Source organism: Streptomyces sp. NPDC002513 (genome assembly GCF_053595355.1).
In genome coordinates this window covers 1-14,787 of sequence record NZ_JBSFXK010000001.1, presented here as the reverse complement: position 1 = coordinate 14,787, position 14,787 = coordinate 1, and the positions used below count along the sequence as shown (strand labels likewise).

At 71.8% G+C, this 14,787-nt stretch carries 11 protein-coding genes; 7 read left to right on the top strand and 4 right to left on the bottom strand.

Annotated elements, in window-relative coordinates:
- Nucleotides 1-29: 29 nt before the first annotated feature.
- The gene (locus ACWD5Q_RS00055; RefSeq protein ID WP_451424684.1) at nucleotides 30-1,049 is read right to left on the bottom strand and encodes an Lrp/AsnC family transcriptional regulator; all 1,020 of its coding nucleotides are present in this window, start codon (nucleotides 1,047-1,049) and stop codon (nucleotides 30-32) included.
- A gap of 154 nt (nucleotides 1,050-1,203) precedes the next feature.
- On the opposite strand from ACWD5Q_RS00055, the gene ACWD5Q_RS00050 reads away from it, so the two are divergent.
- Nucleotides 1,204-2,625: an MFS transporter gene (locus ACWD5Q_RS00050; protein ID WP_451424683.1), complete on the top strand. Its 1,422-nt coding sequence runs from the start codon at nucleotides 1,204-1,206 to the stop codon at nucleotides 2,623-2,625.
- Nucleotides 2,622-3,839: an amidohydrolase gene (locus ACWD5Q_RS00045; protein WP_451424682.1), complete on the top strand. Its 1,218-nt coding sequence runs from the start codon at nucleotides 2,622-2,624 to the stop codon at nucleotides 3,837-3,839. Before ACWD5Q_RS00050 ends, ACWD5Q_RS00045 begins: the two co-directional genes overlap by 4 nt.
- 128 nt (nucleotides 3,840-3,967) lie before the next feature.
- Here the strand turns inward: ACWD5Q_RS00045 and panB are convergent, their stop codons facing one another.
- Entirely contained in the window at nucleotides 3,968-4,855 is an 888-nt protein-coding gene (gene panB / locus ACWD5Q_RS00040; RefSeq protein WP_451424681.1) for a 3-methyl-2-oxobutanoate hydroxymethyltransferase, read from the bottom strand.
- A gap of 244 nt (nucleotides 4,856-5,099) precedes the next feature.
- On the opposite strand from panB, the gene ACWD5Q_RS00035 reads away from it, so the two are divergent.
- The 4 genes from ACWD5Q_RS00035 (at nucleotide 5,100) to ACWD5Q_RS00020 (ending at nucleotide 9,945) form a co-directional block, all read left to right on the top strand.
- The gene (locus ACWD5Q_RS00035; RefSeq protein WP_451424680.1) at nucleotides 5,100-6,692 is read left to right on the top strand and encodes an MFS transporter; all 1,593 of its coding nucleotides are present in this window, start codon (nucleotides 5,100-5,102) and stop codon (nucleotides 6,690-6,692) included.
- Between the two features lie 104 nt (nucleotides 6,693-6,796).
- Nucleotides 6,797-7,417: a TetR/AcrR family transcriptional regulator gene (locus ACWD5Q_RS00030; RefSeq protein ID WP_451424679.1), complete on the top strand. Its 621-nt coding sequence runs from the start codon at nucleotides 6,797-6,799 to the stop codon at nucleotides 7,415-7,417.
- Between the two features lie 182 nt (nucleotides 7,418-7,599).
- The gene (locus tag ACWD5Q_RS00025) at nucleotides 7,600-8,628 is read left to right on the top strand and encodes an endonuclease/exonuclease/phosphatase family protein (RefSeq protein WP_451424678.1); all 1,029 of its coding nucleotides are present in this window, start codon (nucleotides 7,600-7,602) and stop codon (nucleotides 8,626-8,628) included.
- A gap of 90 nt (nucleotides 8,629-8,718) precedes the next feature.
- Nucleotides 8,719-9,945 (top strand): MFS transporter, encoded by a 1,227-nt coding sequence (locus ACWD5Q_RS00020; protein ID WP_451424677.1) that lies wholly within the window; start codon nucleotides 8,719-8,721, stop codon nucleotides 9,943-9,945.
- A 205-nt stretch (nucleotides 9,946-10,150) separates the two neighbouring features.
- On the opposite strand, the gene ACWD5Q_RS00015 is transcribed toward ACWD5Q_RS00020, so the two are convergent.
- Entirely contained in the window at nucleotides 10,151-11,905 is a 1,755-nt protein-coding gene (locus ACWD5Q_RS00015; RefSeq protein ID WP_451424676.1) for an NAD+ synthase, read from the bottom strand.
- A 163-nt stretch (nucleotides 11,906-12,068) separates the two neighbouring features.
- On the opposite strand from ACWD5Q_RS00015, the gene ACWD5Q_RS00010 reads away from it, so the two are divergent.
- Complete coding sequence (locus ACWD5Q_RS00010) at nucleotides 12,069-12,221, top strand: hypothetical protein (protein ID WP_451424675.1); 153 nt, start codon at nucleotides 12,069-12,071, stop codon at nucleotides 12,219-12,221.
- Between the two features lie 79 nt (nucleotides 12,222-12,300).
- On the opposite strand, the gene ACWD5Q_RS00005 is transcribed toward ACWD5Q_RS00010, so the two are convergent.
- Nucleotides 12,301-14,241, bottom strand: a complete 1,941-nt coding sequence (locus tag ACWD5Q_RS00005; RefSeq protein WP_451424674.1) for a S53 family peptidase — start codon at nucleotides 14,239-14,241, stop codon at nucleotides 12,301-12,303.
- Nucleotides 14,242-14,787: the final 546 nt, after the last annotated feature.

Sequence of the window (14,787 nt, the reverse complement as noted above, 5' to 3'; positions counted from 1 at the left end):
GCCGGCGCAGCCGACGATTGCCCGCCGGCTCACCACGGCCGGATCGCCCGCAGGCCGGTCCGTCGGCCCTCCTCGTCCAGCATGTGCCCCATGCGTTTGACCGTGTGCAGGCCGACGATCCGGTCGGTCACCGTCAGTGTCGGCAGCCGTGAGCACAGGGCGGTCTCGCGGCGCTGGATGTCCCCGAGGTCGTGCACCCACAGGGTGGCGAAGATGTTCGCGGTGCCTGTGACGGCGGCGACCAGGCGGCATTCGGGGAGCGCGGCGAGCGTGCGGTGGATGGTGGCCGTATCCCGCGCGGGGGCCCGTCCCAGCAGCGAGACCGGGACCGGGCGGCCGGTCAGGGCGTTCGCCATGTCACAGCGGAAGGTGAGGACGCCGGAGTCGGTCAGCCGGCGCAGCCTGCGGCGTACGGTTGCGGGGCTGGTGTCGACCTGGTCGGCGAGCGCCGCGAGGCCGAGCCGGCCGTCGCGCACCAGGGCGTCGAGCAGGGTCCGGTCCACGGCGTCGAGTCCGACGGTGGACATCGGCTCGCGGGCCCCCGAGTCCGAGGCGCCCAGCGCGTTCAGCTGGGTCGGCGCGAGCGAACGCAGCCGCCACCGGCTGCCTTCCACGAAGAGGGAGGTGGCGAAGAGGCAGTCGACCGACACGAGTCCGGGCAGGCGCTCGAGGCGCGTGGTCAGGAAGCGGGTGAGCGCGGGCAGGTCGGGGGCGAGGACGTCCAGGAGCAGATCGGCGCTGCCGGGGCCGGTGAGCTCGATGGTGACGGCCTCCTCGAACGCGCAGAGCCGTTCTGCGATGCGGGCGCGGGTGCCCGGGCGGCAGCGCAGCAGCACGAACGCGGTGCAGCGCGTGTGCGAGAACTCCCGGCCCGGCGCGGCGTAGACCCAGGCAAGGCCCTCGTCGGTGAGCCGCTCCCAGCGCCTGGCGAGGGTGCTCGCCGTGACGCCCAGCGGCGGCGCCAGGTCGGTCCATGACGCCCGGGGGCGTAGCTGGAGGGCGTTGACGAGGGCGAGGTCCAGTTCGCTGACGGTGACCGTTTCTCGCATAGGAAGGGAACTCCACGAAGGTTTTCGTTGAAATCTCAGCTCTGTCCGGCCGCTGCCCGCACAGTAGCCCCCACTTCCGATGTGGGCCACCAGAAGGGAATCTGCTGTGGGCACAGACCGATCAGCCGGAGGCGGTATCCGTCCCGGCTCTCTCATGGGCACCGGTCGCGGCATGCTCGGCGCGATGGCGGTGGTCGTGGTGTTCAGCGGCGTCGTCCAGGGCTACCTGACGCCGCTGCTGCCCGAGCTGGGCAACCGGCTCGGCGTCGGCGGCGTGGGCCAGAACAATCTCTACCTGCTGTCCCAGTGCGCGTTCGCGGTGCTCACGCCGCTGCTGTCGCGCCTGGGCGACCTGTACGGGCACCGTCGGCTGCTGCGGGTGGCGGTCACCATGGTGGCGGCCGGTTCACTGCTCCCGGCCGTGGTGCCGACGGTGGCCACGCTCGCCGTGGGCATGGTGCTGCAGGGCGCGGTGGTCGGCTTCTTCCCGCTGCTGGCGGGGATCCTGCGGTCCCGCGCGCCCGAGCGCGGCCGCACCGGCATGTCTCTCCTCGTCGGCGCACTGCTCATCGCCATCGGCGTCGGCGGCCTGGTGGCGGGCACGCTGAGCGAAGGGCATGCCGTGGCGGGGCTGTGGGCGGCGGTGCCGGTGGCGGTCCTCGCCGTCGTCGCCGCACTCGTGCTGCCGGACAGCGACACGGAGCGCGGCGGTCGCTTCCACTTCGGCGCGGCGGCCCTGCTGACAGTCGGGCTCGTGGCGCTCGTCCTGGTGCTCGCGCAGGGCAGTGCCTGGGGCTGGACGTCGGGGCGTTCCCTGGGCACCGCGGCGCTGGCGGTGCTCGCGCTCGTGTCGTGGGTGGTGGTGGAGCGCGGTGCCGCGCATCCCCTGGTGAGCGTGCGGATGCTGAGCGACCGGCGGCTCGCGGTGATCAGTGCCCACACGTTCTGCGCGGCGTTCGGCACCATCGGGTTCCTCGGCGCCAACGCCCTGTTCCTGGGCGCCGATCCGGCACGCGTCGGCTACGGCATGGGTCTTGGGCCGCAGGCCATCGCGACGGTGTCCCTGGCCATGGTGGTCGCGGGGTTCGCCGGTTCCACCGCCACCCCGCGTCTTGCCCGCCTAGTCGGTGACCGGGCGGTCCTCGCGGCCGGCGGCGCTCTGATCGCCCTTGGCTTCCTCGGCATGGTCCTGTTCCACGCCACGCTGGCCCAGTACATCGCCTCCGCGCTGGTCGTGGGTCTGGCCACCGGCCTGTTCGAGTCGATCACTCGGACGCTGTCCGCGGAGGTCGTGCCCGAGCGGCAGACCGCGCTCGCCGTGGGCATCAACGAGCTGGCGCTGTCCTTGGGCGCGGCGATCGGCGCGGCCGTGATCGGCGGCCTGTTCGCGGGGCATCAACGGGGGGCCGACAGCCGGATCGCCCTGTCCGGCTACGAGTGGAGCTGGGGCGTGTGCGCGGGCGTCGCGCTCCTCGGGTCGGCCCTGGCCCTGGCCTACGGCAGCACCCGCATGGCTCCCCGGGCATCCGCCACGTCCCGTACCGAAACCGTCGCTCCGAAGGAGGGCCTGGCATGACGACGTCCGCGACGTCGCAGTCGACACACGCCGCGGTGTCCGAGGCGGTCCACGCAGGGGCCGACCGCCTGGTCGCGCTCAGCCACAGCCTGCACGCCGAACCCGAGACCGCCCTGCACGAGCACCGCTCCGCCGGGAAGATCGCCGACCTCCTCGAGGCGGCCGGCTTCACGGTGACCCGCCCCCTCGCGTCCTTGCCGACCGCGCTGGACGCCACGTACGGCACGGGGGATCTCGTGATCGCCTTCTGTGCCGAGTACGACGCGCTGCCCGGCCTCGGCCACGCCTGCGGTCACAACGTCAACGGCGCGGCCGCGGTCGGGGCGGCGCTCGGCCTCGCGGCCGTGGCCGACCGGATCGGTGTCACGGTGCGGCTCGTCGGGACCCCGGCCGAGGAGGACATCGGCGGTAAAGCGCTGCTCATCGAGGCCGGGGTCTTCGACGACGTGGCCGCGGCGATGATGGTGCACGCCGCCTCCGACGACAGCGTCGGCTCGTCCTCACTGGCGATCGGCGCCTGGGACATCACCTACCAGGGCAGGCCCGCGCATGCCGCGCTCGCCCCGTGGGACGGCGTCAACGCCTTGGACGCCCTGACGGTGGCCCAGACCGCACTCGGCCTGCTGCGCCAGCATCTGCCGCCGGGCTCCCTGGTGCACGGCATCGTGACCGACGGCGGCAGCGCACCCAACGTCGTGCCCGACCTCACCCGCGCCCGCTTCGAGGTGCGGGCCCCGACCCTCGAACAGCTCAGGTCCGTCCAGGCCCGGGTCCGCGCCTGCTTCGAGGCGGGCGCCCACGCCACCGGGGCGGTGCTCCAACTGCAGTCCCATGGCCGGGACTTCGCCGATCTGCGCCAGGACCCGTTCCTGACCCGGGCCTACACCGACGCGGCCCGCAGCCTCGGCCGCACCCCGCACGCCCGGCACGTGGAGAGGACCGCGTCCACAGACATGGGCAACGTCTCCCGGCTGCTGCCCTCGATCCACCCCACCATCGGGTACGACACCGGCGGCGCCCTGCAGCACACGGCGGAGTTCGCCGCGTACGGGACGTCGCCGGGCGCGGACCGAGCGGTCCTCGACGGTGCGCGGGCGCTCGCCCTGACCGCGGTGGCGGCCGCCACCGACTCCGCGCAGCGGCGGCGACTGCTCGACGGCGTCGCGCGACGCCGCACCGGCACCGAGGGCCCGGAAGCCGATACGGCGCTGTGAAAACGCGACAGCCCGCCGACGGGGGAAGATCGGCGGGCTGTCGGGGCGCCCCGTCAGGGGGGCGCCGGGAACTGCGGGGCCGGCCTGACGGGGCCCGCAGTGGGTCGGTCAGCGCACGCGGCGGCCGCTCAGTGCACCGAGTGCTCCTCGAGCGGGAACGTCCCGCCCACGACGTCCTCGGCGAACGCCTTGGCCGCGTCGCCCATGACCTGGCGCAGATCCGCGTACTTCTTCACGAACTTCGGCACCCGGCCCTCGGTCAGACCCAGCATGTCGGTCCATACGAGCACCTGTGCGTCCGTCTCCGGACCGGCCCCGATGCCGACGGTCGGGATGTGCAGGGACCGCGTCACCTCGGCCGCCAGCTCCGCCGGAACGAGCTCCAGGACCACCGCGAACGCGCCCGCGTCCTGCACCGCCTTGGCGTCCCGCATCAGTTGCGCGGCGGCCTCCTCGCCCCGGCCCTGTACCCGGTAGCCCATCGAGTTGACGGACTGCGGGGTCAGGCCGATGTGCGCCATGACCGGGATGCCGGACTGCACCAGCAGTTCGATCTGGCCGTGCGAGCGCTCGCCGCCCTCCAGCTTGACCGCGCCGACCCCGGCCTCCTTCACCAGGCGGGTGGCCGAGCGCAGCGCCTGCACCGGGCCCTCCTGGTAGGAGCCGAAGGGCAGGTCGCCGACGATCAGGGCGCGCCGGGTGCCGCGTACGACCGCGGCGGAGAGCATGGCCATCTCGTCTAGGGTGACGGGCACGGTCGTCTCGTACCCGAGGTGGCAGTTGCCCGCCGAGTCGCCGACGAGCATCACCGGGATGCCGGCCTCGTCGAACACGGACGCGGTCATCGCGTCGTACGCGGTGAGCATGGGCCACTTCTCGCCGCGCTCCTTGGCGGCGGTGATGTCGCGGACGGTGATGCGGCGGGTGCTCTTGCCTCCGTACAGCGCCTTGCTGCTGTCGGAGGGCTTGAGCGCGCCCTGCACGGGCTGCTCCTGGGCAGCCGGAAGCTGCGTCATCGCAACGCTCCTTCGGTCATCTCGAGGCGCCCTGACGGCGTCCCCGGATCACCCCCATGGTGGCACTTCGTGTCACGGGCGGCTAGTGGTAGTGGGGGAGGCGCCGTGCGTCCGTCTCGGGACGCCGGGCCGGACCGTGCCGGGACCGATGCGTGCTTAAATTTTCCGCAAAGAATTCAATTTCTCCATAAAGAATTTTCGATACGAGACGGTTCCGTTTCTTAAATGGCCTAGCCTCATGGCCATGACTACTCCAGCTGCCTCTGTCGAACGGCGGGTGCCGGAGGCGGTGCACCGGCGCCGGTGGGCCATCCTCGGCGTACTGATGCTCAGCCTGCTGATCGTGGTGCTCGACAACTCCATCCTGAACGTCGCCATCAAGACGATCTCCACTCCGGCGCCCACCGGTCTCGGCGCCACCCAGAGCGCGCTGGAGTGGGCCATCAACTCCTACACGCTCGTGTTCGCCGGGTTGCTGTTCACCGCGGGCCTCCTCGGCGACCGCCTGGGCCGGAAGAAGGCGCTGCTGGCCGGTCTCGTCGTGTTCGGCACGGGCTCGGCGCTCGCGGCCGAGTCCGGTTCCTCGGCCCAGCTCATCGCGTTCCGCGCGGTCATGGGCCTCGGTGCGGCCTTCGTGATGCCCGCGACGCTCGCGGTCCTCATGAACGTCTTCGAGCGTGAGGAGCAGCCCAAGGCCATCGGCATCTGGGCCGGCGGCGTCGGCCTCGGCATAGCGATAGGACCGATCACCGGTGGCGCGCTCCTCGCCCACTTCTGGTGGGGCTCCGTCTTCCTGATCAACGTGCCGATCGTGATCCTCGCGCTGGTCCTGATGATCTGGCTGGTCCCCGACTCCCGCGACCCCCGCCCCGGCCGGGTCGACGTCGTCGGCGTGGTCCTGTCGGTCGTGGGCCTGGTCCTGCTCGTCTACGGCATCATCAAGGGCGGCCAGCTCGCCGACTTCACCGACGCCAAGGTGCTGGCGACGATCGCCGCCGGTCTCGCCGTCCTCGCGTTCTTCGTGGTGTACGAGAAGCGCAGCGACCATCCGTCCATCGACGTCACGTACTTCCAGCACAAGGTCTTCTCCGCCGCCATCTCCGCGATCGCGCTGGTCTTCTTCGCGCTGATGGGCGTGACCTTCTTCTCCGTCTTCTACACCCAGAGCGTGCGGGGCTACTCGCCGCTGCAGACGGGTCTGCTGATGCTGCCGCTGGCCGCCGCGCAGATGATCTTCGCGCCGCGTGCCCGGCTGGTGGTGGAACGGTTCGGCAACCGGGTCACCACCACCGCCGGCCTGATCGTCGTCGCCGCGATGCTCGCCGCGTTCGCCACCCTGAAGGCGGACACGCCGATCTGGATCCTCGAGGTCATCTTCTTCCTCATGGGCACCGGTATGGCCCACATCATGACCCCGGCCAGCGTCGTCATCATGCAGGCGCTGCCGCGCGAGAAGGCGGGCTCCGCGTCCGCGCTCAGCAACACCTTCCGCCAGGTCGGCGGTGCGCTCGGCATCGCCGTGCTCGGTTCCGTGCTGTCGACGACGTACCGCGACAGCATCCAGGACAAGCTCACCTTGCTCCCGGCGGGCGTCCGGCACACCGCGGGCGAGTCCATCGAGGCGACCCTCGGCGTGGCCGCGAAACTCGGCCCGAACGGCAAGGCCCTCGTCTCCCCGGCCAACGACGCCTTCCTGCACGCGATGCATGTGACGGCGCTGTGGGGGTCGGGCGTGGCGGTGATCGGCGTGATCGTGGTGGCGCTGTTCCTGCCCGGGAAGCCCACCGCGGGACAGAGCGGCAAGGAGGAGCCGCAGTTGGTGGCCGCGGACCACTGACGGCCGCTGACGGCACGTCATCGACCGGGCACCGGCGGGGGGTGCCGGTGCCCGGCACGGCGCCCGGGGAGAATGACCCCAGCGAAGCAAGGACGGAGTCGAACGTGAGCCTCGCCGAAAGCAGGCCCCACCAGGACTGCCCCGCACGCGGACGCCCCCGCAGCGAGGCCGTCGAACGGGCCATCATCGAAAGTGTGATGAAGCTCATCGAGGAGGGTGTGCCCCTCGCTGACCTGTCCATAGAGCGCATCGCCCGCACCGCCGGTGTCGGCAAGGCCACCATCTACCGCCGGTGGAGCAACAAGGAGGACCTCTTCGTCGACGTGCTGCGCGCCGCCGAGCCCGAGGACCTGGAACTGCCCGGCACCTCGATGCGCGAGGACCTCGTCGCGCTCCTGGAGTCGATGCGGCGGCGCGGCCTGGCCAGCCGCTCCTCGGCGATCCTGCGCACGGTGAACGCCCAGGTGAAGAACAGCCCCAAGATCTGGGCCGCCTACCACTCCACCGTCGTCGCCCCCCGGCGCCGGCTCGGGCTCGAAGTCCTGCGCCGCGGACAGGAGAACGGCGAGCTGCGCCCGGACGTGGACATCGAGCTGATGAACGACATCCTCATCGGTCCACTGCTGGTGCGTTCCGTGCTGCGCCCCGGCGCCGAGCTGGAGGAGGGCCTCGCCGAGCGGGTCGTCGACACGGTCCTGGACGGGCTACGGGCCGTCAGTTCGTAGTGCGTATGTGCGGGTTTCGTCACAGAGGGCCCCTCTCGTGCCCGTGGCCGGAACTCCCGGAGCCGGGTTCTCCGTCTTCGTCCGTGTACGGCCGTCATGGGACGGCGGGGACCGAGTCGATCATCCCCTAGGGTCGTATCCCGGGGGGACGACGGTGTGCACGGCAAGGTGTGAGGCGACGTATGGCGCAGGCGTACATGACGGAGACGGGCAGCGGCGGCACGGATCCCCACCGCCCGGAATCCCGGCTCCGGCGCCTCCTGCACGGTGACCGCGGCATCTGGCGCCGGGGCGTCGTTGCGGCCGCTCTCGCCGTCCTCCTCGCGCTGGTGATGCTGCTGCACGCGCGGATCCCCAACGACATCGGCAACCTCGGCAGCCTCAGCGAGACGTTTCTGCCCTGGTTCGGTGTCGTGGGCGTCCCGCTGCTGCTGATCCTCGCGCTGGTGCGGCGGTCGGCGACCGCGCTGATCGCCGTGCTGGTGCCGGTGGTGGTCTGGCTGAACCTCTTCGGCGGGCTGCTCGGCGACAAGACCGGCAGCGGCGGCGACCTCACCGTCGCCACCCACAACGTCAACGCCGACAACCCCGACCCGGCCGGCACGGCCCGCGACGTCGCCGCCTCCGGTGCGGACGTACTGGCGCTGGAGGAGCTGAAGGCGTCCGCGGTCCCGGTCTACGAGCGGGCGCTGGCGTCGACGTACAAGTACCACTCGGTGCAGGGCACGGTCGGCCTGTGGAGCAGGTACCCGCTCGCCGATGTGTCGGCCGTGGACATCAAACTGGGCTGGACCCGCGCGATGCGGGCCACCGTCGAGACGCCCGAGGGCCAGGTCGCCGTCTACGTCGCCCACATGCCCTCGGTGCGGGTCAAGCTGGCGGCCGGGTTCACCGCACGACAGCGCGACACCAGCGCGGACGCGCTCGGCGAGGCCATCGCCGACGAGCACCTCAGCCGGGTGATCCTGCTCGGCGACCTCAACGGCACCATGAACGACCGCGCCCTGAACGCCGTCACCTCGCAGTTGCGCTCCACCCAGGGCGCGGCGGGCAGCGGCTTCGGGTTCAGCTGGCCGGCGTCGTTCCCGATGGCGCGGATCGACCAGATCATGGTCCGGGGCGTGCAGCCGGTCAGCTCGTGGACCCTGCCGCGCACGGGGAGCGACCACCTTCCGGTCGCCGCCCGCGTGAAGGTCGGCACGGAGTCCTGAGCCCCCGGAATACCAGCCGCGCGCGCCTTTGTTCCGTAGTCGAACTTACGCATCGTCCCCGGTACGGAACTCCGCTCTGAAAGGTCCCTCATGCCCCTGGCCCTGCTCGCCCTCGCCGTGGGCGCCTTCGGCATCGGCACCACCGAGTTCGTGATGATGGGCCTGCTGCCCAATGTCGCGGACGACCTGCACATATCCATCCCCACCGCCGGGCACCTGGTCTCGGCGTACGCGCTGGGCGTGGTGATCGGCGCACCGCTGCTCGCCGCGGTCACCTCCCGGCTGGCCCGCCGCACGGTCCTCATCGGCCTGATGGCCCTGTTCGTGGTGGGCAACGCGCTGTCGGCCCTCGCACCCGGCTACGACGCGCTGCTCGCCGCCCGCTTCCTCAGCGGACTGCCGCACGGCGCCTTCTTCGGCGTCGGCGCGGTCGTCGCCACCGGCCTGGTCGCCCCCGAGCGCAAGGCCCGCTCGGTCTCGCTGATGTTCCTGGGCCTCACGGTCGCGAACATCGCCGGCGTACCCGTCGCCACCCTGATGGGCCAGCACCTGGGATGGCGGGCGACGTTCCTCGGGGTCAGCGCGATCGGCGTGGCGGCGATCGTGTCGCTCTCCCTGCTGATCCCGCACGACCACACCCACACCACGGCCGGCGGCCTGCGGGGCGAACTCGCCGCCCTGCGCTCCCTGCCGGTCTGGCTGGCGCTCGGCACGACGGTGGCGGGCTTCGGCGCGCTGTTCGCGGCGTACAGCTACATCACACCGATGCTGACGGACGCGGCGGGCTACGCGGACGCCAGCGTGACCCTGCTCCTGGCCCTGTTCGGCGTGGGCGCGACGATCGGCAACCTGGTGGGCGGCCGGCTCGCGGACCACTCGCTGCGCGGCACCCTCTTCGGCGGCCTGTTCGCGCTGGCGGTGGTGCTGGGCGTGTTCCCGCCGCTCCTGCACGCCGAGTGGAGCGCGGCCGTGGCCGTGGTACTGCTGGGCATGGCCGCGTTCGTCACCGGCTCCCCGCTCCAGCTCATGGTGATGGAGAAGGCGTCCGCCGCCCCTTCCCTCGCCTCCTCGGCCAACCAGGCGGCCTTCAACCTGGCCAACGCGGGCGGCGCCTGGATCGGCGGCCTCGCCCTGGCCGCGGGTCTCGGCGTCACCTCCCCGGCGCTCGCGGGCGCGGCGCTGGCGGTGCTGGGCCTCGCGGTGGCGGGGGTCGCCTACGCGGTCGACCGCCGCCGCAGCGCTCCAGGGGACGCGCGGGAACGCCTGGTGGCGACGCACCTGCCGGAGCCGGAGCACACGGAGCGCGTGCGCGGCTGACGGACGGGACGGGACGGCGGGCCGATGCCCGGCATCCGACGTCCGGCGCGCGATGTCCGCACGTGCGACCTCCGCACGTGCGATGTCCGCGCGCGATGTCCGCGCGTCCGAGGACGAGGCCGTCCCGGCCGCCGGGGCGGGCAGCCCCGGCGACGACGCGTGAAAGCCGGGGGCACCGTGGATGCCACGGCCCCCGGCGCAGCCGCTACGCCTGTTCGCGCCAGCGGTTGGTGATCGGCAGCCGGCGGTCCTTGCCGAAGACCTTCGCCGAGATCTTCGTGCCCGGCGGGTACTGCCGGCGCTTGTACTCGGCGGTGTCGACCATCCGGAGCGTCCTCACCACCAGATCGCGGTCGAAGCCCGCCGCCACGATGGCGTCCGCGCCCTGGTCCCGGTCCACATACAGCTCCAGGATCGCGTCCAGGACCGGGTAGTCGGGCAGCGAGTCCGTGTCGACCTGGTCCGGGCGCAGCTCCGCGCTCGGCGGCTTGGTGATCGAGTTCTCCGGGATCGGCGGCGTCTGGCCCCGCTGGGCCGCCGCATGGTTGCGCCACCGCGCGAGCTGGAACACCGACGTCTTGTACACGTCCTTGATCGGGCCGTACGCGCCCACCGAGTCGCCGTACAGCGTCGAGTAGCCCACCGCCAGCTCCGACTTGTTGCCGGGCGCCAGCACGATGTGGCCCTCCTGGTTGGAGACGGCCATCAGCAGCGTGCCGCGCAGCCGGGACTGGAGGTTCTCCTCCGCCAGGCCGGTCAGTCCGAGGGCGTCCATGTAGGAGGCGAACATCGGCTCGATGGGGACGGTACGGAAGTGCAGGCCGGTGCGCCGGGCCAGCTCCGCCGCGTCGTCCCTGGAGTGCCCGGAGGAGTACTTGGACGGCATCGAGACCCCGTACACGTTCTCCGCGCCCACCGCGTCGCACGCGATCGCCGCGACCAGTGCCGAGTCGATACCGCCGGAGAGACCGATGAGCACGGACCGGAAGCCGTTCTTCGCCACGTACGCCCGCAGGCCCGTCACCAGCGCCGAGTAGACCTCCTCGGCGTCCTCCAGCCGCTGTGCGTACCCGCCCGCCAGCTCGGGCTCGTAGGCCGGCAGCGGCTCCTCGGACAGCACCAGGCGGTCGATGCGCAGTCCGTCGTCGACGACGCCCTCCGGCGCGTCCGGCCGCGCCGCCGGCAGGTCGAGGTCCAGGACGACACTGCCCTCGACGAACTGCGGCGCCCGCGCGATCACCTCGCCGTCCGGGCCGACGACGATCGAGTCGCCGTCGAAGACCAGCTCGTCCTGGCCGCCCATCATGGCGACGTAGGCGGTGGTGCAGCCGGCCTCCTGCGCCCGCTTGCGCACCAGCTCCAGGCGCGTGTCGTCCTTCTCGCGCTCGTACGGCGAGGCGTTGATCGACAGCAGCAGCCCGGCCTGCGCGGTGCGCGCGGCCGGTACCCGGCCGCCGTCCTGCCACAGGTCCTCGCAGATGGCGAGCGCGATGTCGATCCCGTGCAGCCGCACCACGGGCATCGTGTCGCCGGGCACGAAGTAGCGGAACTCGTCGAAGACGCCGTAGTTGGGCAGGTGGTGCTTGGCGAACGTGAGGACGACCTCGCCGCGGTGCAGCACCGCCGCCGCGTCCTGCGGGGCGCCGGCCGGCTGGCCGTACTTCGGCTGGGCGGTCTCGGAGCGGTCCAGGTAGCCGACGACCACCGGCAGCTCCCCGAGGCCCTCGACGGCCAGCCGCGCGGCGAGGTCCTTCAGGGCCGCGCGCGAGGCCTCGACGAACGACGACCGCAGGGCCAGGTCCTCGACGGGGTATCCGGTGAGCACCATCTCCGGGAACGCCACCAGGTGCGCTCCCTGGTCGGCGGAGTGCCGGGTCCAGCGGACGATCGCCTCGGCGTTCGCGGCGATGTCTCCGACGGTCGAGTCGATCTGATTCAGGGCGAGGCGAAGTTGAGGCACCCGGCCAGTGTAATCGTCAGAGCGACACAATGGGGTGTGGCCCATCCCACGCGGCGGCCCGGGGTCCGGGGCCGGGCCTGTGACCCAGGGCACTGCCGCCGACGGCGGCACAGGTGACGATGGGCCCGAAGCCAGGACACAGCACTACGGAAAGCGACGCTTCATGAGCCAGCATGTGCACGTCCGCGTCACCGAGGGCCTGGGGGTGTCCGAGGACGGGGAACTGATCGAGCGGTCCCGCTGCCGGTGCGGAGCCACCTGGACCAGGACCTACCGCGTCGACGACGAGGGGCCGGACCGCCCCGCCCCGGCCTGATCCCAAGGGTGTGCACGCACGTGCGCCCGCCCCCCGCGAGGGGGACGGGCGCGACGCGGTCACCGCGCGGGGCCGCCGGTCAGCGGCGGCGCCAGGAGTCGACGTAGCCCGGGGCGGGCGAGCCCACACCGGTCACGTCGTCATAGCCCTTCACGGCCTGAAGGGAGCTGTCCTTGCCGAGGCTGCGCACGGAAACGCTCACCCCGCCGCTCGCGTCGAGGCCGTTGACGAAGTCGACGCGTGCCACGGCGAGGCCGGAGCCCGTCGGGTCGTCCGTGACGTCGTGGAACGACTTCGAGCCGTACTTGGCGTAGATCGCCGGGTTGGCGAAGCCGATCGCCTTGCCGCCGTGCGCCTCCTGCGCCAGGGCCTGGACGGCCGCGATCACCGGCGCGGCGAGCGAGGTGCCGCCGATCCGGTACTCGCTGTACTGCTGCGACCCGTCCGGGAAGGTCTGCGTCTGGCCGACCTTGAAGCCCGTGTTGGGGTCGGCGATCGCCGCGATGTCCGGGACGACGCGGTTGCCCGCGGCGTTGTTCGCCGTGGCCAGCGCGTTCGGGACGACACCCTTCTGGTAGTACGGCTGCGGCACGGTCTTGCTGGTGCCGCCGCCCGCGCCCGAGGTGAACGCGCCGGGGAAGTTCACCCAGCTCTTGCCGTCCGTGGACAGCGAGGCCTTCTCGGTGCCCCAGCCGGTCTCCCACAGGTACTTGTCGCCCTTGCCGACGGCGAGCGAGGTGCCGCCGACCGCGGTCACCCACGCCGAGTTGGCCGGGGTGTCGACCTGCTTCGTCTTGGTGTTGGCGACCTCGTCGCCGTTGTCGCCGGAGGAGAAGTAGAAGCCGATGCCCTCGACCGCGCCGAACTGGAAGACCTGGTCGTAGGCGGCCGCGAGGTCCGGCGTCTGGTTGGCCTCGACGTCGCCCCAGGAGTTGGAGACGATGTCGGCCAGGTGGTTGTCGACGACCTTGCTCAGCGAGTCGAGCAGGTCGTCGTCGTAGCAGGACGCGGCGCCGACGTAGGTGATGTCCGCGGCGGGGGCGACCGCGTGCGCGGCCTCGACGTCGAGGGTCTCCTCGCCGTACCAGCCGGCGGCCCCGCACTCCTTGGTCTTCGTGTACGTGTCCGGCAGCACCTGGTGCAGCTGGCCGGTGCCGTACGCGGCGTCGCCGTGCTTCTTCGCGTAGGTGGCCGCGTCGAAGGCGATGGTCGGCGAGGCGTAGGCGTCGGTGATGGCGATCCGGACGCCCTTGCCCGTGTACGTCCCGGCGCCGTACGCGGCCCGCAACTGCCGGCCGGTGTAGCCCTTGACGGCGTACGGGATCTTGGTGCCGTACGCGTCCGGCAGCGTCGTCGCGGTGTTCGAGCCGTAGTACGAGGAGAACGGCCCGGAGTTGTTGAACACGGCGTCCGGCGGCGGGAGCTGGTCGTCGTGGTTCGCCTTGTGCGGGGCGTTGTCCAGGCCGGTGACGGTCAGGACGGCACCCTTGAGCGCCTGGGGCGCGGAGGCCGCCTTCGACGGCGCGCGGTAGATCTTCGAGCCCTTGGCGTAGTTGTGCAGCTGGGTGCCGAACGCCTTCTCGGCGGCGGTCACGTCACCCGTGACGGCCACGTAGTGCCGCGTGACCGCGGTGACCGTGAGGCCCGACGACTTCAGCCACGACGTGACCGCGGCCACCTGGGCCTTGGTCGCGCCGAAGCGCGCCTGCGTCTGCTTGGCGTTCAGGTACTTGCCGTAGAGCGGCGAGCGCGGGTCGGAGACGGCCTTCGCGTAGGCGGCGAGGCCGGCGGAGTCGCGGCCGGCGAGGTAGACGCGGGCCGAGACCCGGGCGCTGTCCGCGCTCGCGCCCTTGTCCGCCTTGGCCGTGGCCCACGCGGGCTTGGTGCCCGCGAGCAGGGCCCGGCCGGGGTTGTCCGCGGCGTGCGCCGCGGGTATGCCGAGCGCCAGTGCGCCGGTGAGCAGCGGCAGCGTCGCTGCCAGGCTCACCCCGGCGCGCGCCTTGGCGCGGTTGGATCTCATAGAACCCCCTGCGATGCGGTTCGTCGCATGTTGTGGTCGAGGTGATCCGCGTAGACAACCGCGCGGTGACGGCGCGGTGAAGGGATCACGCGATGGGGGCCACTCTGTCGATGAACTGTTCATGTCAGGGGAATGAAGAAGTCAAGAAGGCCCCAAGCGGCCGTGCTGGCGAGGCATTTGACCCGGTTTCAGGGAGCCGTCGCCGATCGCGGGAGGTCGCGTCGCCGCGCACTCCCTGTGGCGACGCGCGCCCCTTTGATGACGCCCCTGGTCGTGCGGCTAGTGCCCCGGCAGGCAACGTTTGCCCGTCAAGGAGCGGCGTCCGGTGCGTGCTCTCGGCGTGCCGGCCGGAAGTCCTCGTACTGGATGTACTTGGGCTTTCGGCTGGTGCGGCGAGAGTGCGTGCCGGGCGCCGCGACGGGGCGAACGTTGCCTGTTGGGGCACTAGTCGCAAGGCCGTGAAGTTTGTGGCTGGGGCACGTTGTCAAGGGCTTGCGGCCGCAAGGATTTCGATGCTGGTGGTGGCTTTGTAGCTGGTTCGGTCGA